The sequence below is a fragment of the Bradyrhizobium yuanmingense genome, assembly GCF_900094575.1.
Lineage (GTDB): Bacteria > Pseudomonadota > Alphaproteobacteria > Rhizobiales > Xanthobacteraceae > Bradyrhizobium > Bradyrhizobium yuanmingense.
Genome location: NZ_FMAE01000030.1, coordinates 1 through 18,087, shown reverse-complemented (window position 1 = coordinate 18,087; position 18,087 = coordinate 1). Strand labels below are relative to the sequence as shown.

The 18,087-nt window shown below is 62.0% G+C and carries 31 protein-coding genes and 5 pseudogenes; 29 read left to right on the top strand and 7 right to left on the bottom strand.

What is annotated here, in order from left to right; all coding sequences use genetic code 11:
• The first annotated feature begins 907 nt into the window (after positions 1–907).
• A complete protein-coding gene (locus tag GA0061099_RS36640; protein ID WP_141697767.1) occupies positions 908–1,162 on the top strand; it encodes a ParB N-terminal domain-containing protein in 255 nt (84 codons plus the stop codon).
• 367 nt (positions 1,163–1,529) lie between these two features.
• Here the strand turns inward: GA0061099_RS36640 and GA0061099_RS36630 are convergent.
• Positions 1,530–1,799: pseudogene (locus GA0061099_RS36630) on the bottom strand (transposase domain-containing protein); the annotation flags it as partial.
• Positions 1,800–2,036: 237 nt separating this feature from the next.
• Between GA0061099_RS36630 and GA0061099_RS42440 the strand changes: the two are divergent.
• Positions 2,037–2,717: pseudogene (locus GA0061099_RS42440) on the top strand (IS110 family transposase); the annotation flags it as partial.
• A 33-nt stretch (positions 2,718–2,750) separates the two neighbouring features.
• Here the strand turns inward: GA0061099_RS42440 and GA0061099_RS40750 are convergent.
• A pseudogene (locus GA0061099_RS40750) lies at positions 2,751–3,090 on the bottom strand (IS66 family transposase); the annotation flags it as partial.
• A 69-nt stretch (positions 3,091–3,159) separates the two neighbouring features.
• On the opposite strand from GA0061099_RS40750, the gene GA0061099_RS36610 reads away from it, so the two are divergent.
• Complete coding sequence (locus GA0061099_RS36610; RefSeq protein ID WP_074448492.1) at positions 3,160–4,164, top strand: IS110 family RNA-guided transposase; 1,005 nt, start codon at positions 3,160–3,162, stop codon at positions 4,162–4,164.
• Positions 4,165–4,392: 228 nt separating this feature from the next.
• Here the strand turns inward: GA0061099_RS36610 and GA0061099_RS36605 are convergent.
• From GA0061099_RS36605 to tnpA, 3 genes and pseudogenes are all read right to left on the bottom strand, one after another.
• Positions 4,393–5,252, bottom strand: a pseudogene (locus tag GA0061099_RS36605) (IS66 family transposase); the annotation flags it as partial.
• Between the two features lie 47 nt (positions 5,253–5,299).
• Positions 5,300–5,620 (bottom strand): IS66 family insertion sequence element accessory protein TnpB, encoded by a 321-nt coding sequence (gene tnpB / locus GA0061099_RS36600; RefSeq protein WP_430642467.1) that lies wholly within the window; start codon positions 5,618–5,620, stop codon positions 5,300–5,302.
• Positions 5,621–5,643: 23 nt separating this feature from the next.
• Entirely contained in the window at positions 5,644–6,015 is a 372-nt protein-coding gene (tnpA, locus tag GA0061099_RS36595) for an IS66-like element accessory protein TnpA (RefSeq protein WP_276327059.1), read from the bottom strand.
• A 110-nt stretch (positions 6,016–6,125) separates the two neighbouring features.
• Between tnpA and GA0061099_RS43250 the strand changes: the two genes are divergently transcribed.
• Complete coding sequence (locus GA0061099_RS43250) at positions 6,126–6,329, top strand: hypothetical protein (RefSeq protein WP_199751063.1); 204 nt, start codon at positions 6,126–6,128, stop codon at positions 6,327–6,329.
• Between the two features lie 312 nt (positions 6,330–6,641).
• On the opposite strand, the gene GA0061099_RS41680 is transcribed toward GA0061099_RS43250, so the two are convergent.
• Entirely contained in the window at positions 6,642–6,905 is a 264-nt protein-coding gene (locus GA0061099_RS41680; protein WP_167361700.1) for a hypothetical protein, read from the bottom strand.
• A gap of 475 nt (positions 6,906–7,380) precedes the next feature.
• Here GA0061099_RS41680 and GA0061099_RS36585 point away from each other — a divergent pair, with 475 nt between their 5' ends.
• From GA0061099_RS36585 to GA0061099_RS36470, 25 genes are all read left to right on the top strand, one after another.
• Positions 7,381–7,596 carry a helix-turn-helix domain-containing protein gene (locus tag GA0061099_RS36585; protein WP_074448487.1) on the top strand — a complete coding sequence of 72 codons (216 nt, stop codon included), beginning with the start codon at positions 7,381–7,383 and terminating at the stop codon, positions 7,594–7,596.
• Positions 7,586–7,843 carry a hypothetical protein gene (locus GA0061099_RS36580; RefSeq protein ID WP_141697766.1) on the top strand — a complete coding sequence of 86 codons (258 nt, stop codon included), beginning with the start codon at positions 7,586–7,588 and terminating at the stop codon, positions 7,841–7,843. The genes GA0061099_RS36585 and GA0061099_RS36580 overlap by 11 nt, the downstream gene beginning before the upstream one ends.
• Positions 7,844–8,371: 528 nt before the next feature.
• The gene (locus GA0061099_RS41675) at positions 8,372–8,608 is read left to right on the top strand and encodes a hypothetical protein (RefSeq protein WP_074448484.1); all 237 of its coding nucleotides are present in this window, start codon (positions 8,372–8,374) and stop codon (positions 8,606–8,608) included.
• Between the two features lie 147 nt (positions 8,609–8,755).
• Entirely contained in the window at positions 8,756–8,890 is a 135-nt protein-coding gene (locus GA0061099_RS42895) for a hypothetical protein (RefSeq protein WP_276327058.1), read from the top strand.
• A 107-nt stretch (positions 8,891–8,997) separates the two neighbouring features.
• The gene (locus GA0061099_RS36565; RefSeq protein ID WP_141697764.1) at positions 8,998–9,255 is read left to right on the top strand and encodes a hypothetical protein; all 258 of its coding nucleotides are present in this window, start codon (positions 8,998–9,000) and stop codon (positions 9,253–9,255) included.
• Positions 9,248–9,538, top strand: a complete 291-nt coding sequence (locus tag GA0061099_RS36560) for a hypothetical protein (RefSeq protein ID WP_074448482.1) — start codon at positions 9,248–9,250, stop codon at positions 9,536–9,538. The genes GA0061099_RS36565 and GA0061099_RS36560 overlap by 8 nt, the downstream gene beginning before the upstream one ends.
• A complete protein-coding gene (locus tag GA0061099_RS36555; RefSeq protein ID WP_141697763.1) occupies positions 9,538–10,422 on the top strand; it encodes a recombinase RecT in 885 nt (294 codons plus the stop codon). The genes GA0061099_RS36560 and GA0061099_RS36555 overlap by 1 nt, the downstream gene beginning before the upstream one ends.
• A 165-nt stretch (positions 10,423–10,587) precedes the next feature.
• Positions 10,588–10,890, top strand: coding sequence for a helix-turn-helix domain-containing protein (locus GA0061099_RS36550; RefSeq protein WP_074448480.1), 303 nt, complete (start codon positions 10,588–10,590; stop codon positions 10,888–10,890).
• Positions 10,891–10,894: 4 nt separating this feature from the next.
• Complete coding sequence (locus GA0061099_RS36545; RefSeq protein ID WP_074448479.1) at positions 10,895–11,089, top strand: hypothetical protein; 195 nt, start codon at positions 10,895–10,897, stop codon at positions 11,087–11,089.
• Positions 11,090–11,233: 144 nt separating this feature from the next.
• Complete coding sequence (locus tag GA0061099_RS41670; protein WP_158644913.1) at positions 11,234–11,467, top strand: hypothetical protein; 234 nt, start codon at positions 11,234–11,236, stop codon at positions 11,465–11,467.
• Positions 11,430–11,705 (top strand): hypothetical protein, encoded by a 276-nt coding sequence (locus tag GA0061099_RS36540; protein ID WP_158644912.1) that lies wholly within the window; start codon positions 11,430–11,432, stop codon positions 11,703–11,705. Before GA0061099_RS41670 ends, GA0061099_RS36540 begins: the two co-directional genes overlap by 38 nt.
• Positions 11,706–11,960 carry a hypothetical protein gene (locus tag GA0061099_RS36535; RefSeq protein ID WP_074448477.1) on the top strand — a complete coding sequence of 85 codons (255 nt, stop codon included), beginning with the start codon at positions 11,706–11,708 and terminating at the stop codon, positions 11,958–11,960.
• A gap of 5 nt (positions 11,961–11,965) precedes the next feature.
• The gene (locus GA0061099_RS36530; protein WP_074448476.1) at positions 11,966–12,220 is read left to right on the top strand and encodes a hypothetical protein; all 255 of its coding nucleotides are present in this window, start codon (positions 11,966–11,968) and stop codon (positions 12,218–12,220) included.
• Between the two features lie 2 nt (positions 12,221–12,222).
• A complete protein-coding gene (locus tag GA0061099_RS36525) occupies positions 12,223–12,540 on the top strand; it encodes a hypothetical protein (RefSeq protein ID WP_074448475.1) in 318 nt (105 codons plus the stop codon).
• Positions 12,537–12,737, top strand: a complete 201-nt coding sequence (locus GA0061099_RS36520; RefSeq protein WP_074448474.1) for a hypothetical protein — start codon at positions 12,537–12,539, stop codon at positions 12,735–12,737. The genes GA0061099_RS36525 and GA0061099_RS36520 overlap by 4 nt, the downstream gene beginning before the upstream one ends.
• On the top strand, positions 12,715–12,903 hold the full coding sequence (locus GA0061099_RS36515; RefSeq protein WP_074448473.1) for a hypothetical protein: 189 nt from the start codon (positions 12,715–12,717) through the stop codon (positions 12,901–12,903). Before GA0061099_RS36520 ends, GA0061099_RS36515 begins: the two co-directional genes overlap by 23 nt.
• Complete coding sequence (locus GA0061099_RS41905; protein WP_199751062.1) at positions 12,900–13,478, top strand: TSCPD domain-containing protein; 579 nt, start codon at positions 12,900–12,902, stop codon at positions 13,476–13,478. The genes GA0061099_RS36515 and GA0061099_RS41905 overlap by 4 nt, the downstream gene beginning before the upstream one ends.
• Complete coding sequence (locus GA0061099_RS36510; protein WP_199751061.1) at positions 13,479–13,763, top strand: hypothetical protein; 285 nt, start codon at positions 13,479–13,481, stop codon at positions 13,761–13,763.
• Positions 13,764–14,205: 442 nt separating this feature from the next.
• The gene (locus GA0061099_RS36500) at positions 14,206–14,655 is read left to right on the top strand and encodes a hypothetical protein (protein WP_141697762.1); all 450 of its coding nucleotides are present in this window, start codon (positions 14,206–14,208) and stop codon (positions 14,653–14,655) included.
• A complete protein-coding gene (locus GA0061099_RS36495) occupies positions 14,640–15,485 on the top strand; it encodes a hypothetical protein (protein WP_074448471.1) in 846 nt (281 codons plus the stop codon). The genes GA0061099_RS36500 and GA0061099_RS36495 overlap by 16 nt, the downstream gene beginning before the upstream one ends.
• A 109-nt stretch (positions 15,486–15,594) precedes the next feature.
• Positions 15,595–16,002: a hypothetical protein gene (locus GA0061099_RS36490; RefSeq protein WP_074448470.1), complete on the top strand. Its 408-nt coding sequence runs from the start codon at positions 15,595–15,597 to the stop codon at positions 16,000–16,002.
• Positions 15,999–16,265: a hypothetical protein gene (locus tag GA0061099_RS36485; protein ID WP_074448469.1), complete on the top strand. Its 267-nt coding sequence runs from the start codon at positions 15,999–16,001 to the stop codon at positions 16,263–16,265. Before GA0061099_RS36490 ends, GA0061099_RS36485 begins: the two co-directional genes overlap by 4 nt.
• A complete protein-coding gene (locus GA0061099_RS36480; RefSeq protein WP_074448468.1) occupies positions 16,256–16,561 on the top strand; it encodes a hypothetical protein in 306 nt (101 codons plus the stop codon). The genes GA0061099_RS36485 and GA0061099_RS36480 overlap by 10 nt, the downstream gene beginning before the upstream one ends.
• Positions 16,562–16,790: 229 nt before the next feature.
• A complete protein-coding gene (locus tag GA0061099_RS36475) occupies positions 16,791–17,201 on the top strand; it encodes a hypothetical protein (protein ID WP_141697761.1) in 411 nt (136 codons plus the stop codon).
• Positions 17,202–17,209: 8 nt separating this feature from the next.
• Entirely contained in the window at positions 17,210–17,446 is a 237-nt protein-coding gene (locus tag GA0061099_RS36470; protein ID WP_074448467.1) for a hypothetical protein, read from the top strand.
• Positions 17,447–17,772: 326 nt separating this feature from the next.
• Here the strand turns inward: GA0061099_RS36470 and GA0061099_RS36465 are convergent.
• Positions 17,773–18,087: pseudogene (locus GA0061099_RS36465) on the bottom strand (DDE-type integrase/transposase/recombinase); the annotation flags it as partial.

Here is an 18,087-nt window from a genome sequence, read left to right as displayed (position 1 = left end):
ATTTCGGATAAGGTCAAGGGGCCGCTTCCCGAGCGCGTCCATTTTTGAGCAGATAACCTCAACCTGCGATCGCCGAACGGTGGTGGGTCCGCCGCACTGAACGGCAGTTTCGCATTGGCCCGCGAGACGGTCGGTCCGACCTCGAACAATGCACCGTTGCCCGGAAACGCGCAGGCCCGCACCAGCCCATGCAGGACGCCGCCGATCCGCTGAACGCGAAGTCCGTTGAATCCATATCTCGAATGCTCACCTTGCGTAGCGACGGCTGATCGCCGCAGTCCCAAATTATCTGACGAGGGACAGCCGTGATCACGGTGAGCCGAGACCTTGAAGCTTCGGATGACGTTCCTTCTGCGCCTTCGAGCTCCAACCCTTGGGCGTCTTCAGTTCGATGCTAAGCAGAAACCCGCCGGTGATATAAACGCGAATGTGGGTTCGCCCGCCGTAAGGCCCGTTAGCTTTTCATCCATGCGCTCGCGCCGCGAACGCTTGGCTCGGTTCATATCACCGGCACAGGTGATCGGAAGGCCGCAAGGAACGACAACCGGTCGGGGGTGCACAAAAAGAAAGCCGCCTGCGTCTTCACAAGCGGCTAAGTCAAGGGAGGAACGTCCAAGGAGGGCCGCGACAGCAGTAGCGCTACCGCAGTCCATATATAACCATTCGCGATTGACGGCTCAACTGAACGTGTGGTTGACGAACGGATACGAAGGTTTATTGGGCTCGCCCGAAAGCGCGATGTCGCCTTCTGCCCGCCAGGCGGAGCTCTTACGACCAGTCAAAGTTGTCGCTCGTGCCCTGACGCGCGCAGAGAATAGAAGTGGTTGGCCGCGCGGAACTCGGCGCCAGCGTCAAAGGGTTTGCTAGTCGCTGTCTTGGACGACCGATCCTCGCACCGGATGACGACATGGTCCTAGTCGGCATGGCGGCGGGCAAACTGCTCGAAATCGCCGAGGCGCCAGTTGTTGTCGCGCGTGGGTGGAGCGATCAGCAGAAGCGCGCCTATGTCATCTCCGACGATCGGCTGACCGACGCCAGCCATTGGGATGACGAGATGCTGGGGCTCGAATCGAACGATCTCTTGCAAAGCGGGTTCGAGCTATCGCTGACCGGGATAAGTCTGGACGAGGGTCGCGCCTATCCGCGGGCGCCAGCGAGCTAGAGCGATGTCGGAATTGCCCGATGGCGACGATCCCCATAGCCGACATGACGTTCATACGGTACGGCGACCAGGGGGAGACGGTTGACTGGGCAATCAACTTCGCAATCCTGCCGCTCCCTCCGAGTTACCAGGCGAACACCCGCGACGGTGAATGCCAATTTGATGGGCGATCGCTGATTCGTCCGAGCCGAGCTCCAGCGTCTCTGCACAATTTGCGCTTTGAACTCGACCGACCAGCGTCGGCGAAGCTGCCGCGGCGCTCCCTCAAGACGCTCGGCCACCGCTTCGATTGTATGCATACGACGAAGACCGCCTAATTGACGTATGCGCGCGGGCACAGTGAGCTCTATGATCGGTTGGGTGAAGGTCAGGCGGCCTGCTGATCGGCTGGCTTATCGGCTTGGCGCTGGAGCTTCCATTCCCAGGGCAGTAGTTCGTACAGGCGAGGTGCGGGAAGATCGGCGATCCGGGCGAGGACGTCGGCGAGCCAGGCTTTAGGATCGACGTCGTTGAGGCGACAGGTTGCGATCATCGTCAGCATGATGGCGGCACGGTCGGCACCACGCTGGCTGCCGGCAAAGGTCCAGTTGCGCCTTCCCAAAGCAATGCCTCTCAATGCGCGCTCAGCACAATTGTTAAAGGGCATGATGTTTTCAGCGCTCAAACCCGGTGGAGAGGACTGGTCGTCCGGATTAGTCTGTCGAAGCCGGGATAGGGGCGCTGGAGCACGAAACGGTGGCAGGCCGCCATGACCATGAGCTGTGAGCTCGCTTTGTTACTTGGCCGCCCCCTACGACTTGCCCGGCTGCGCTGCGAGCGCGGATCCGTAGATGTCGTGCAAGCCACTGGCTCCTGAGACAAAGGAGAACCAAGCATGCAAATCGTCGGCATGGACATCCACCGATCGTTCGCCCAGGTGGCGATCCTGGAGGACGGAACAATAATCCGACAGCTCCGCGTAGATCTCGTCCACGATCGGCTTGTCGCCTTTGCCAAGACACTCAGCCTCGAAGATGAGGTGGTCATCGAGGTGACGGGCAACAGCGCGGCGGTCGAACGTATTCTGCGCCCGCACGTTAAGCGCGTCGCGGTCGCCAATCCGAGGCTCGTTCGGGCGATTGCCTATGCGCGAGTCAAAACGGACAAGGTCGATGCTGGGACCCTGGCAAAGTTGCATGCTGCCGGCTTCTTGCCGGAGGTCTGGGTTGCTGACGAGGACACCTACAGCCGCCGGCGCCAGATGGCCGAGCGCGCTGGCGTCTTGGCGCAGATCATCCGCATTAAAGGACGCATGAAGGCCATCCTGCATGCTAACCTCATCCCGCCCTACAAAGGCTATCTCTTCGGCAAGCGCGGACAGCATTGGCTGAACAGTCTGCCTCTTCCATCGGAGGAGCGTGCAATGCTCCGGCGTCTGATCGTGGAACTCGAACGCGTGACGAAGCAACTCGCGGAAATCGACAAGGTCGTGGCCCAGCAGGCTCTGGACGATCCACGGGCTCTCAAGCTGATGACGATCCCCGGCGTGAGTTCGGTTGTCGCATCGAGTGTACTGGCCTCCATCGGCGACATCGCACGCTTCCCGTCTGATAGCGCGCTCGATCTCGAACAGGGCGTCAAGACGCCTGACCGCCTCCAGCGCGATCGGGGAGACCGGTTTGCCTTTCTGTCCGTCCCGAGCGGTTTTCTCGATGTCGGCCAGCTCGAAGAAGCCCCCGCCGCGCATGGGCGAAGCAAAATGCCGGCGTGATCGGCATCGCTTTCCTTTGCGGATCGAACAACGGCTCGAAGCCGCTATAACAATCGGCTTGCAGGATGCCGGCGAAGGCGGCCAGATGCTTCTGGGGATGCTCGCCCCGTCGATCGCTCGAGGCGTAATAGACCGCAGCTGGCGGCGCCGGCCCACCGTAGGGCCGGTCATCCCGCACCCGCACATAATGAGATGGACGGTCCCCGCCCTGATAAGCTGCGAAGAGCCACCAGAAGGAGAGCGAGCTATGGCTATGATGACAATCGGGCTTGATATCTCGAAGAGCTGGTTTCAAATCCACTGGATTACGGCGGATGGAGAAATTATCCGCAAAAAACTCGCCCGCGGGAAGGTTCTCGATTTCTTTTCACGGCTTCCAAGTTGCCTCGTTGGTCTTGAGGCTTGCGGCAGCGCTCATCATTGGGCTCGCGAACTGATAAAGCTTGGACACAGAGCCCGTCTTACGCCGGCCCGTTACGTAAGAGCCTATGTGAAAACAAATAAGCACGATGCTGCTGATGCAGAAGCGTGCTGGGAAGCCGTCCAACGGCCTGGCATGCGTTTTGTCCCCGTAAAAAGCGCCGAACAACAGGGACTTTTAATGCTACATCGCACACGTGATTTGCTTACTCGACAGCGCACGGGCGCGACAAATGCACTGCGCGGTCATTTGGGCGAGCTGGCGATTGTGACCGGAAAGGGAAAAGCAAACGCGAGAGAGCTCATGGCACTTGTCGACGTTGACGATCGCATTCCACAAAGCGCACGCCGCGCCCTCTCAATCCTTGTCGATCAGATCAACGACCTTGAGCTAAATATTGAAAGCTACGAGAAGATGATCCTCGCAACCGCGAGAGACAACGAGGTTTGTCGCCGTCTCATGAAGGTGGCGGGCATTGGCCCATTTGCCGCCACCGCCTTGGCGGCGTCTGTCGATCATCCACAACATTTCGCTTCCGCAAGGCATTTCGCCGCCTGGCTTGGATTAGTACCGAAGCAGCATTCAACCGGGGGTAAGGAGCGCTTGGGTGGCATCAGTAAGCGCGGCGACGGATATATTCGCAAATTGTTGATACATGGCGCCAGAGCAGCCGTTCATCGCGTCCGTATCCATCAGGTCACAAATACCTGGATAATAGAGTTGCTAGGCAGACGTCCCTTCAACGTCGTGACGGTGGCGCTTGCTCACAAAACTGCCCGGATCGCTTGGGCGATCATGGCCAATGGTGAAGAGTACCGCGCGCGAGCATAAGTCGTGCACGGTTCCGTTTGCGAGGGCAAAAACAGAGTGATGGCAACCGGTCGGACCGGGGTGGGCTAAGCCCGTTGGACCTATCGAGCTTCAGAGCTCGTCAACGTAATTGGGCGCCGATCCGCGGATCTCATCAAGGCTCGTGGCATCGCCATAAAGCCGGATAGATAGCTGCAAACGACCGCTAGCCGAACAAAGCAAATGGCCTTGCAAAGCGGGGACCGTCCATAGATAGGTGCAGATCCGGCCGGTCGTGCACTTGCCCTTCGCCAGGATGCGGATGGTGGTGTCGTCGCCATGAAGGCGCTCGGCTGCGAGTACATGACGCTCTATCAGCTGGAACAGCGGCATGACGGCGACGGTTCGTGGCCGACCTGGTCAGCCAGCGTCGACAACGGCAGATCGATCCTCTCGGCCTTAAAGCGCACACTCTGGCGGTTGAGCGGGATATGCATGCCGAACTTGTCGAACAGGATCGTCGCCAACAATTGCGGACCGATGAAGCCGCGCGGCGTCGCGTGGAACGGCGCCGGCGGCTGGCTGATCTTCTCGCAATCGCGGCAGGTGAACTTCTCGCGTACCGTCTCGATCAGCTTGAAGCGGCGCGGGATCTCCTCCAGAGTCTTGGTCACATCCTCACCGATCTTCGCCAGCCGCGATCCACCGCAGCAGGCACAGGTCGTTGGAGCCTCAATGACGACGCGCTCGCGTTCGATGTCTTCCGGCCATGGCTTGCGAACCGGCCGCTTGCGCATGAAGGGGCGGACGTTCTGCGTCTTCGTCGCTGCGGCCTGCGCGGCAAGCTCATCCTCGGTCGCCGTGGTAACGAGTTCTTCGAGCTCCAATTCCAGCTGCTCGATCAGCCGCGCCGTGCGCTCGGAGCGCTGCCCGTGCAGTTCGCGTTTGAGCTTCTTGATCCGCAGCTCGAGCTGCGCGATCAGCGCCTCGTTGTCCGACAGCGCCGCCCGCTCCTTGGCGGCATCCGCCACGGCCACATCGCGTTCAACCTGCAACGCCTCACGCTCGGCCAGCAGCGCCATGTAGGCACTTAAACGATCCGATGGAAGATCGTCCGGCTTCGATATCATGAAGCCATTGAATCAGATCAAGCAGCAGATTCAAACCGTAAAAGCGGCTATCCGACCCGTGTCGGCCGATGGGTTTCTTGAGGGTTACGCCAATCGATCCCGGACAGCAAATAGCTCAACTGCGCCGGCGAAATCGTTACCGATTCGCCGGCAACCGATGGCCAGATGAACTTTCCTCTCTCGAGTCTTTTTGTGAACAAGCAGGCTCCCTGGCCATCGTGCCAGATCGCCTTCACAAGATCGCTGCGGCGACCGCGGAAGACGAACAGATGACCGCTGAGCGGGTCTTTGTGCAGCACCTCCTGCACTTGGAGTGCCAGCGACGGAAAGCCTCTGCGCATGTCCGTGTAGCCTGTCGCGAGCCACACTCGCACATTCCCTGGTATAGCAATCATCGGCGTCCAAGCACATCGAGGACCCGCGCCAGCGCTTCCGGATCGACGTGCGCATTCACCCGGATGCACCGTCGGTTGCCGAGATCGATCTCTATCAATCCAGTACGCGCGGCTGCCACGGAGCGAACTCGGCCATCAACCGCAGGCAAAAGATTCGGCTTTTCCTCAGCCGATGCCGCTACGGCGGCGATCTGCACCGGCGTAAAAGATGGTGCAACTTGTTCCGATGTCCGTGCTTGTCGACGCCAGGTAAACACCAGGCTGGTCGCTACTCCGTTGCGACGCGCAACCTCAGTCACCTTCGCGCCGGGCGCCAACGTCTCCTCGACAATCCGCGCCTTGTCGTCCTGCGACCGCCGCCGCTCCAGCCCCGCCCAAAAACCTCGGCCCGCATCGCCTGATGACCTTAAAACTAGCAGACCGTGTGAAAAGTGTGCGAGGCGGATTCAATGCCGGGCTCGCTCCGTTAGATTCGCGCATGGCACACATTTCTGGTTCCGATCGCTCGCAGCTGCTACTTCTGCCAGAGGCGATTGCCGACTACGTCGGTGTCGAGAATCCCGTCCGCTTTATTGATGCCTTTGTCGATGGGCTCGATCTCAGGAGTTTAGGCCTTGCGCGGGTAGACGCGAAGGTCACAGGGCGGCCCGGTTACGACCCCGGTGATCTACTGAAGCTCTAAATTTATAGCTACCTCAATCGTGTTCGTTCAAGCCGGAGGCTGGAAATCGAGTGCCATCGGAACATAGAGGTTATCTGGTTGCTACGAACCCCTCAAGCCGGACTTCAAAACCATTGCTGATTTTAGGAGCGAAAATCGTGCGGCGTTTAAATCGGTTTTCCGCGAGTTCACGATCCTATGCCGACGCCTCGATCTCTTTGGACGTGAGTTAATGGCGATAGATGGCACGCGCATCAAGGCAGTCAACAACAAGGACAAGAATTTTTACAAAGGCATCACTGAAGGCACTCATCGCCACAGCCGACAAGAATCTCAATGACTATCTAAGCGGCGTCGGCCGCGACGGCCTCGCCAGCAACGCGAGCCGATGCCACAGCACGTCCCCTTTCGGAGGCAATATCTGCGACCGAGGATGTCATTCAACGCCGTTTCAATTGTCTTGCGGAATTGCAGATCGCGCGTCACGCGCGCGGGGAGCCCGGCGGTCTCCGCTCGGAAAAGCCCAGTGATCTGCTCGACGATCGCCATCGCTTCGTCGATCTCGATCAGGCGGCCTTCGCGCACCGCGTTGCGCAACTCGATCTCGCGCGCCCTGGCGTCGTGGACGCGGCTGTCAGCGGCGGATTTCTGCGCGCGCCGATCCGCCAGCCCTCTTTCGAGAGTTGCCGCACGCGCTCTGCCGAGACCATGAGCAGGCGCCCGCCAAGATTGCTCGTCAGTAGTTGGCCGCGCCCGCCGCTGTCGGCGCCTACTGAGTGCGGCATTGCCGCCGGGGCGGCGGAAGCCCCGCCGGGATCGGGGCGGCCTCGTGAGGGCCCCACGGGCGATTGAGGGGCCGCCGTAACCCTTTGATCTTCCGCCATTTTCAGGCTCGCATTCGATCCTTTGGGTCTTCCAACCACCGTCCAGTGGCTTAAATCTGGGCCATTCCGCCGGCGATTTGGCCCAATACCGCCCGGCCGATTGCCGGGCGCTGATCGGTCAGCTTCCCGGCCTTCGGGGTCGAGGCCCTCCGCATTCCGCGATGGCCTGCCAATGAGGAGACCCGGGAATGACGAATTCAGAGACCGGAGCCACGCCCTTCGCAACGCCGCAATCACTGACCGACTGGCGCGCGCGCTTCGGCTATTCACAGCGACAAGCCGCCGATGCGATCGGCTGCTCCCGCGGCGCATTGGCCGGTTATGAGCACGGCGACCATCCGATCACGAAATACATCTCGCTCGCCGTCGCGGCGGTATCGCTCGGAGTTGGCCGTGAGATTTGACGAGATCGAGACCCGGGCGGTCGTGGCGATCCGCAGGGCGGATCATTTCACCGCATCCATCTTCCTCGGGCGCGGCAAGTACCGCATCGAGAAGCGATCGACCGTCATCGCCGCGATGCAAGCCGCCCGCGAGATCGAGAGCGATCCCGCCGCCTTTACCCGGCGCGCGCTCATTTACGCCATTGCGCCCGATGGTCACGCTACGCTGCTGACCGCGGCGGTAATCGCAAAGCTGCTTTCGCCCTAGTCCTAATGGATGCCCGCAGGCCCTACAAACAAATGCAGCAGTGCACAGCATAATTCTGCGCGACCGTTGCCGCAGTGCGATTGTCGCTCATAGTCGGCAGACGATCTGAGCCATGACGCGATCGTTTCTGCGGTAGCCGGGGCGAGGAGCGGCAGAGCCAACGTTCGTGATGTTAGCTGCTGTGGCCTCGTCCAATCTCAAGAGCTCAGCCGACGGGTCGTGACTGACGCTGCCACCCCTTGTTAAACGCGCATGACGGCATTCCCATCTTGGGTACCACACCGCGTCGACTTCGACGCGAGGAAAAGAGCCGTCGTACCGAAGCTCCAAGACGCACCCCTCGCTGATCGCTTCACAAGCTGTTTGAACCCACATGGCCCGTGACGAATGGAAAATAAAGGACCGTGGCGGGAATTGGTTTTCCGCACCACGGGAAAGGATCAAAAAGCGACCATCGACTCGTGCTCATGACGGCCAGGCGGCCGAAGGTGCCGCCGGTCAAGCGCTCGCCCGCAGAGGATAGACAGAATGGCCAAGTCAGCAGCCGAGACGAACGACTTCGACCCGCAGCTCGTCCAAGACATTCTTTCCAAGATCGACGGCTATCACGCCGACCTCGCTTCCGAGCGCGGGTCGTCGATGGCACGGTGCCGCAACATCCGGGAGTCGATCAGCAACGTTTACAAGGAGGCGAAAGCGCGGCATCCCGACGAAAGAACTTCGGTCGTCGGTCAAGATCAGGATCAACGAGGCGACGAACCGTGAAATTTAAGGGGAACTGGAGGCCGACCAGCAAGAAATTCTTTCACAGCTCGCGACCGCCGAGGGTGTCAAGGACCTACCGTTCTGGAGAGCTGCGGCCATGAACTCCGGGTTCCAAAGCACCAGCGCCACCGCTCATTAGGTGGCGCCATGACCCAGCTTGAGCCGCATCCCACCGCTGCCATCTTCCCGCTGATCGAGGTGCCGGTCTTGAGGCTTTCGATCCTGCTCGGTGGGAAGCTGCTCACGCCAATTTTGAAACGGTCGCCACAGCGCGCGACATAGACCCGTCGCAAGTTGGTCTTGCCCTTTTGGCGCCCCTCGGTGCGGTCGCGCGCCCGAAGCAGCGCGACCATTTCGGCACGATCGTCATATGACAGGGAGGTATCCGCGTGGACGCGCCTGATTTCCTCCTCGCGGTCCCACCGTGCCACCGAGAAGTACAGGCGGGGATGCTCGGCGGCGCCCCCGAACGCTCGCTGATCTGGAAAGACCCTCGCGGCTTTTGGAAGAAGGCGCGGCCCGACGAGATTCCCAACGCCAGCGGCGACTATGCCGAGATCAAGACAACGCACCCGCCGGTTCTCTATCGCAACCTGCAGCGCACGATGGCTGATCGCGGCTTACCGGCAGGCGGCCCTCGTGATTGAAGGCGCCATCGCGCTCGGCCTGCGGGTGCAATCGTTCACCATCCTGTTTGTCGAGAACAAGCCGCCGTATTGCGTGCGCGCCGTCACATTGAAGGACGAGGACATCGCGCGCGGCAGCCAGCTCAATCAGCTCGCCTGCAGCATGTTCTGGCAGTGCTGGCAGAACGGCGTGTGGCCTGGTCCGGGCGATGACCGCGCCGACGCCGAATACATCGACGCGCCGGAGTGGTGGCCCAAATCGGTCGACGACCGGGTCAAGTACGAGCTGCGTGAGGCGGCATGATGAGTGACCAATCGTTTCCGGGCGACCGCCCGATGGAGTCCGACCGTCCGCAGCCGGAGCGCGTCACCCGGCGCGATTTGGCGGAAGGCAACGCCGAGAAGGTGGTCAACGAGCGCACCGAACAGGTCCTGATGTTCAAGGGCGGTGGCGGCGCCAACATCGGCAACATGCGCGACCTGATCGACGAGGCCAAGCTGCTGTCGACCGCAGGCCCGATGCTCCCGCCGTGGCTGCAGGGCAATGTCGGCGGCATGTTCGGCGTCTGCATGAAGGCGCACGAGCTGGGCATCTCGCCGCTGACGCTGGCAAGCTGGACCTACATCGTCGAGAACAAGGGCGAGAAGCGGGTCTCCTACGAGTCCCAGTTCTTCCATGCGCTCATCGAAGCGCAGGCGCCGATCACCTCGCGGTTGAACGTCGAGTATGAGGGCGACGGTGACAACCGGCGGTGCCGGGTGTTTGCGACCTTCAAGGGCGAGAGGGAGCCGCGTTACTTCCCGCCGAAGGATGCCGATCCGAACCAGTTCACGCTCGGCAAGCTCCGGCCGACGCGCAACGACAGCGGCAAGGTCAAGGGGTCACCGCTCTGGGATCTGAAGCCGGATTTGCAGCTCTTCTACAACATGTCCCGCGACTGGGCGCGCATGTACTGCCCCGACATCATCGGCGGCATGTACGGCCGCGATGAAATGGAAGACGCCGGGTTCGTCGTCGCGAGCGAGACCCCCAAGGACGTCTCGCCGCGTCTTGCCGAACGGCTGCGCGGCAACGCTCCCGCCATCGGTCAGGCCGCGCTCGCGACGCTCGACGCCTATACCAGCGAGGTTGCATCGAGGTCTCAGAAGCAGAAGGCGCCGGCCGACGCGGTGTCGGACGCCGCATAACGACGGGGAGGTAAAGCAATGGCACTGGGAATGGGAATGCCGGTTAGTCTGCAGAGTATCGACCTCACGACACCTGTCTTGCGCTCGACTGAATTGCTGCGGCGCGACCGCCCCCGCTGATGGGGCGGCCGCAGACCGAACGGCCCGAGGGCGGAGATCAATCTGTTGATCCTCGCTGCGCAGGAATTCCGCCGCTTCCGGATCGCGCGCCCCTGGAGCAATCAAATTCGCGACGCCATGGGCATCTGCGGCAAGCACTACGGCGTCAAGCGCGCAGACCTGATCAATGACGACCGAAGCCCCGCGCTGGTCGAGATTCGCCAGAAGGTTATGGCTTTCGTCCACGTCGTCACCGGCAAGAACTATCACGAGATCGGCGACGAGTTCGAGCGCGCCCACTCGGCAGTGATCCATGCCTGTGACAAGTACGAGAAGGCGATCCGGACGGCTCTGACGCCGGTCGAATAGGACAATGCAAAAGCTGATGCGCGAGACCATCAGGATCATTCGGGACAGTGGCGGTTCCGGCATTTTCGTCGCGCAGGGCAGCCGTCACACGCGCATTCACTTCACTGGTCGCGACGGGCGGCGCCGCGTCGTGCTGATTCCAAAAGGCCTGCCAACACGCGCATTGCCGCAGGAATCCGCTCAAAGCTCCGCCGCCTGACCGATGACCAATCGAGCGCTGCGGGTTCGAGCGGACCAGCAGCTCGATCCGAAAGCCCGCTGCTTACCTGAAAGCCCCCCAGCCCCATCGGGGAGCACCGGGCCGGAGGATCGCTCAAACAACCAAGAGACAAAGGGAGAGCGAATGAACAGCACTTTCTGGTTCGAGTTCAGTCTCGGCGCCATGGGCGGCGGCACGCTCGGCGCCATCATCATGACGACCTGCGCCATGGCCAAGAGCGGTGACCGTTCAATACAGGGAGCAGACGACTATGAACCTCGCCAACGAAATTTCGTCCATGCAGACCGAGATCGAATCATTGCGTTCGGAGAACGAGGCTTTGAAGCACAACAAGGCCATCCTCGATTTCGAGAATGACAGCCTGCGCCGTCAGCTCGCCATGGCGAACGCCGACCGCGACAACATGATGCGGCGGGGCGAGGCGATCAAAAGCCTGCTCGACCAGACTGGCGCCGCGCTGATGAACGGCTTGCAGAAATTCCACGAGACCGAGCGCGACCTCGACGAGCGCCGGGTCGAAGGCACCGACATGCAGTTCCTGCCGTCGGCGTCGCACAATTGCTGCAACGGACAAGCCGCAGCACGCGAGCATTGAATGAAGAACGAGCGACCCAGCGATTTGGAAATTGCGCAGGCGATCTGCTGCGGCGACGTCTGCCGCACCGACACGACACACTGTCATGCCGGTGATCACTTCGGCGAAGCCTATCGCGTGCGCAAGCTGCTGGATCGCTTCGGCCTCGGTCCGATTCAGCCGCCGGAGGCGGTGATGACACACCCGCCGCGCGGTGAGGATAGGAGCGAACGACCCGCGCCCCACCGGAGGCGCCGCCGGACCAAGAGAGGATGACCGCCATGCCGTGTTCAGATGAAGAGCAGGACCGGATCGGCTGCGAGTTCTCAACCATCCTGCGTTCGGCCGTCGTCGAATGCAGCGAGGTGCCGACCTCGCTCTGCTGCAATTGCCGGACGGTGATCATGATCAGCGCGCTGCTGACCGGCGCCGCGCACATCCACCATTCGGCCGGTGTCGACGAGGATTTCGCCGAGATCGCAAGGCGGGTCCATGCCGCGTTTATCAAAGAAGAGCACCCGCATTTGGATTCCTGACCATGACAATTGATCGCAGCCACCTGGAGCGTTTGTCGATAGAGCTGGCCGACGCGGGCAAGCTGATTGAGGCCGGTTGGATCGGCTATCGGCTCGTGGTCATGCATCCCGATGCGCCGCTGGTGCAGCTCGAGGAATGCAAGCTCGCCTTCTTCGCTGGCGCCCAGCACCTGTTCGGCAGCCTGATGAACATCCTCGATCCGGGCGACGAGGAGCCGACCGAGGCTGATCTGCGAAAGATGGACCTGATCGACAAGGAGCTGCGCACGTTCGCCGAGCAGTTCGCACTGCAGGCGTCGAAACCCAAGGGGTCAGCATGACCTATCGCGTCGTCAACTTCTCGACGGGCGAGATCGTCGCCGAGATGGGGCTGAGCCAGTTCGATATCGCCGTGCAGCTCGCCGACAAGCTCGCGGCCGAGGTCGGGCACCGCGAGGTCCTCGGGGTGGTCGAGATGGTGACGAGATACGAAACAAAATTGGCGGAGGAGAGCAATGAAGATTCCGAAAGGCGCTGACGTCCAGTTGAAGACCAATGAGGGCACGGTGGAGCTGCACATCACGGCGGCCATCACCACGCGGTCGCAGGCCGCCGAGCTGATCGGCTGCATCAGGCAGGTCTCGGGCGCGCTGGAGGCGGAGAAGCGCGGCCCGCGCAAGCCGAAGGTCGCGGCGGCAGCATGATGGGCGAGCGCCGGACATTGCCGCAGCGCCGCAGGGCCGAAACATTCGAGATCGAATGGGGCGGCTTCGGTCGGCGCTTTGCGGTGACGCTCTGGTTCTATGACGACGGCGCCCTGGGCGAGGTCTTCATAACCGGCGGCAAATCCGGCGAGGCGGTCGAGGCAATCGCACGCGATGCGGCGGTCGTTCTCTCGCTGGCACTGCAGTACGGCGCCGAGATCGACAACATGGCGACCGCAATCACCGCGACAGCACGGCGGCGCCGTCGTCGATTCTTGGCGCCGTGGTCGATGAGCTTAGAGGTTCGCAAACTCGTCTGGATGAAAGCCAGCCCGTCACGAGCGAGCGAAGGGCGGACGGTGCGACGACCGGGCACGGCCGGTAGCACCGTCCCCCACAGATTAAAGCGGAGAGTCCGCGTCATGACGACGCCCTATGAGAACGCGACCAGCGGCGTTGCGGCTCGCCACGAGATCATCAAGGTGTTGCGCCGGGTCGGCTGCGACAGCATCGGCTTCATGGATGATTTCGAGAAGCACGAGCTCTTGCTCGCGTTCCGTCATCGCGGGCGCTAGATGCAGTTGCGCGCCAGCGGCTGGGCCGCGCTGTACCTGAAAGAGCATCCGTACAGCTACCGCATTCGCGGGCGCACCGAGAGGGAGCACCGCGAGCGCGCGCTGACGCAGGGCCAGATCGCGATTAACTCGATTCTGCGCGACTGGGTCAAAGGTCAGATCATGGCGATTGAGACCGGCATCCTGTCGTTCGACGCGGTGTTCCTGCCGCTCATGCTGACCCATGACGGCCGCACCGTGTCCGACCGCGTCAACCAGCTCGGATTGCTGGAGGCACCGGCATGACGAGGTTCTGCCCAGGCTGCAGCAAGAGCAAACCGGAGAGCGCGTTCTACAGGCAGTCGCGGCGGCGAAGCGCGATGCTGATCTGCAAGGATTGCCACAAGGCACGCGCGTCGGCTCGCCGCGTCAAACGCAGGGCGGAGACGAGCGAGGAAGTGAGGACCGAAATGAGTGAGAAGGAATACATCGAAGCCGTTGAGACCGCGAGCGGCCGCCGCCGCGCGACGATCAAGGAGGCGTGCCGCTACGGCAAGTTCCCGCACACCATGCTATGAGCTGATCAACGCCAAGCGGATCAAGGCCTACAAGTTCGACACGCGGACCCTGCTCGACCTCGATTCCGTCGACGCGATGTTCGCCTCGCTGCCGGAGATGTAGCGGGGGACGCCGCATGAACGACCGGAATTTCCCGCATAGCCAGCTCAACCCCTCGCAGCGCGCGCTGATGGCGGCGCGCCTGGTCAATCAGGGACACAGCACCTGCGTTCATGCCGCGTCGCAGCTCGGCATTAGCGACGACAGCATCACCCGGGCGCGGATCGTGCTCGACAAGGGAACGCCGGAGGAGATCGCAGCCGTCGAAGGCGGCAAGCTTTCGGTGCGGACCGCCGTCAACGTCATCACCTGCCGCAACACTTCGATTGCAGGCCGGAAGAACCACGCCAAGGTCAGCGTTTCGGCCAAGGGCCGCAATCCGGACCGCATCGCCAAGATGCGACGCGACAACGCCATCTGGAAGGACTTGCGCGGCGCCTTGCTCGCGCTGACCAGCCTTCCTCTGCCCAGCGATGTTGCCCGCGTAATCAAGGGGAAGGATCGCGTGGGAATCGTGAAGTCCAAGCTGTCCAGCGCTCAACAGTGGTTAGAGGAGTTCGCCGAATGTCAGGAGGATTAATCGGCACTATTCGACAAAAGCAGACCGGGGCCGTCGCGATCCATGCACGCGACGCCGAGAAGGCGGCGCGACCGCCGCTCGATCTGACCTTCGATAACTATTTCGGGCTGCAGACGCACGACATCGGCCACGGCATCCGGGTTGCCGGCGCCTGGGTCGACGATACGCTGGCGACGAAGATCCTCGAATACAACCGCAACAACCGGCCGATCTCGGACCCGCACGTCAAGCACATCTCGGGCCAGCTCTGCGATGACCGATGGAAGACCAACGGCGCCACCGTGGTGCTCGGCAAGAACGGCGACGTCTTTAATGGTCAGCATCGCCTGTGGGGCATCATCATGGCGAAAGCCCGGGTGTTCCTGATCCTCGTCTTCGGCGTCGACCGCGAGTCCTTCGCGACGATGGATACCATCCAGAAACCGCGCTCCGGCTCCGACACCATGGCGGTGAACGGACTGGAGCACCATCGCAAAGAAACGTCGTCGGCGCTGGCATGGCTGATCCGACACCAGCGAGGCGCCATCGTCGACTATCGCTCGCCCGCCAACCGGGTCGAGAACTCGCACATCGAGGAAGCCTATGCGATGCACCCCGACATGGTGCGCGCCGTCGAGGAGGTGAAGCACCTGCGCCGGGTTGTACAGCCCGCGCTGCTCGGCATGGTCTACTATCTGCTGTACAGCCGCGACGCCAAGCTCGCCGAGCGCATGGTCAAGACGCTCGAGGACCCCGCCGGTGTCGCCTTCGATGATCCGTTCTATGCGCTGCGCGCGCATCTGACGTCACAGCAGCCCGGACACCGCGCCCCCGTGATGACGCTGCGGTGATGATCAAGGCCGTCAACGCCGCACATGAGGATCGGCGCGGCGACGTCGTGCGCTGGCGATCTCAGGGCAAGAACCCCGAACAGTTTCCGACCTTCTGGTGGCTGCGCCAATGAGAACGTTCGACCGCTCCCGCATCGACATCAGCAACCCGCGCCTGCAGGCGTTCCGGATCGTGTGTGCCGCCTGCGGCGTGACGGCGACCGTCAACTGCAACAAGTACACGCAATTGCCGCCCGAGGTCGTGATCCGGAAGTTCACCGAGAAAGGTTGGCTGGTCGGCAACAACGAGAACAACGATCTCTGCCCGGAGCACAAGCACCGCGTCCGGATGATCGAAAAGGACCTTGAGCCGAAGATCGTCGAGAAGATCGCGAGCGCCGTGCGGGTCCTGCAGTCCGCCCTGGAAAAGTACGCCGAGCTGGAGAACCCGAAACAGTCCGCCGAGGTCATGCGGATGATGACCGAGTTTCATCGCCGCGTGTTCGGTGACGCGCGCGAGGACGAGGAGGCCGCATGATCCATGTGTGCTGGATAGATCGCGGCAACGAAGCGACGCAGCCGCCGAACCCCGCCTATCCCGACGGGGTCGACCTCGACGTGACGCGCGGCGCCAAGCCGTTCTGCCAAGCCGCCTTGCCGTACCCGGCAAAGCGCTGCGGCTACTACACCGTTGCCTGCGACGTCTGCGGCTTCACCGCCATGGTCACGACCGCAGGCAGGCCGGACGATCCGAGGAGCATCAAGCTCCCATGCAAGCTGGAGCCGGTCAAATGGCGCTGACCTCGTTCAAGATCATCACCGGATTGACCGCGCTTTGGTCGCTGATGCTGGTCGCCGCTATCCAGCGCGACGCGACGGCGCCGCCTGTCGTTGCTGCCGAAGAGCCGCAACAGTCGACGCCGAAGGCGGACCGGCTGCCGCTTTTTATTGTCGTCGACAGGACCGACACGCCCGCCCAGGCGCCGACGGAGACGGCCGAACGGGGCCGCGAGCACAAGCGGCATGACATCTGCGAGCATGGCCGCCGCTATTTCCGGATCGGTCGTCATCAATACTGGCACTGCAGGAGGCGCTGATGGACACGCGGCTCAATCAGACGATCTGGTCGATACCGACTCCTGATCGGATCAAGCGCCTGCCGGTCTCGGCGACCGGCTACTATGTCCCCTGGTTCGTCGCGTGGATCGACGGAGAGCCGGATTTCCGTGTCATCGGTCGGGCAAGCTCGCGCAAGCGGTCAATCGAAGGCTCTGCTGGATTTGTGGCCAGCCGCTCGGTGTCTACAAGGCGTTCCCCATTGGGCCGATGTGCGCGATCAACCGCAACATCTCGGAGCCGCCGTCGCATTGGGAATGCGCCGAGTACGCGGTGCAGGCCTGTCCTTTCCTGTCGAACCCGCGCATGCGGCGCAACGAAAAGGATCTGCCGGCGGCGCACGTCGAGCCCGCGGGCTACATGATCCGTCGCAATCCAGGGGACATCGGCATCTGGGTGACCAAAACCTATAGCGCCGTGCGGCTCGGGCATACGGGCGTCCTGTTTCGGCTTGGCGATCCGGAGCGCGTCGTTTGGTATCGCGAGGGCCGCAAGGCCAAGCGCGCCGAGGTCGAGGAATCCATTGAGACCGGACTGCCCGAGCTGCTCAGAGGCGGCGAGATCAGCGATGCCGAACTGGCCGGCCTGCGCCGGAAGGCCGAGCAGTACCTGCCCGCGTGAGGCCAACGATGCGAGACGAATTCTCGGTCGCGCAATTTTTTATCGACGGCTCCTATGAGTATGTCCGTCGCTTTGTCGGCGCAGAGGAAGCGGTGCGAGCGGCGCGGCACTATACGACCAGCGTCGCCGCCAAGCTTGGCGTTGTGACCCGGGTCATCATCACCGACGGCGGGGACTTCATCAATTTCGAATGGAAGTTCGGCGAAGGCGTCACCTATACGCCGGAGATGCGAGGGAGGCAATGATCGGGCTGCAGGGTCGCCGTTGTGCTCGACGAGTACGATCTCAAGCGCACGACGCGCTTTGCTGCTGCGTCTCCGGTTCTTGGGTTATAAGTGAGGTTTGTCGCTACAATCCGTTCTAACAAACGACCACTTATTTTGAAGATGAGACGGGCCCCAAACTTACTGCGCCCTCAGGAGCAACATCACCGCCTTTCCCAATCCGATAGTCGCCACCTGGCGACAGCTTCGTCGTCAGCTTACCGACAGGTAAGTGCTTCAGATGTTACAACGTATCGTAGTGGACTGAGTCTACTCAGTCTTGGCAAGGGAGTATGGAATTGAGCTGCTGCCGGCATGGCGGCGCTCATCGACCAACCCACCACCCGGCGTGAGAACAGGTCGATCACCGCTGCGACGTAGAGCCAGCCCTCGGCCGTCCAGAGATACGTAAAGTCGGCGATCCACTTCTGGTTCGGCCGCTCGGCGGCGAACTGCCGGTCAAGGAGGTTCGCCGGCCCGGTCTCGAGCTGTCGATCGCCGCTGTCCTTCGGCAAGCGCCGGCGTCGCGGCCGCGCCCGCAAGCCTTGCAGGCGCATCATCCGTTCGATTTGGTGCAGGCCACAGTCCGCCCCATCGGCGAGCAGATCACGCCACACCCGGCG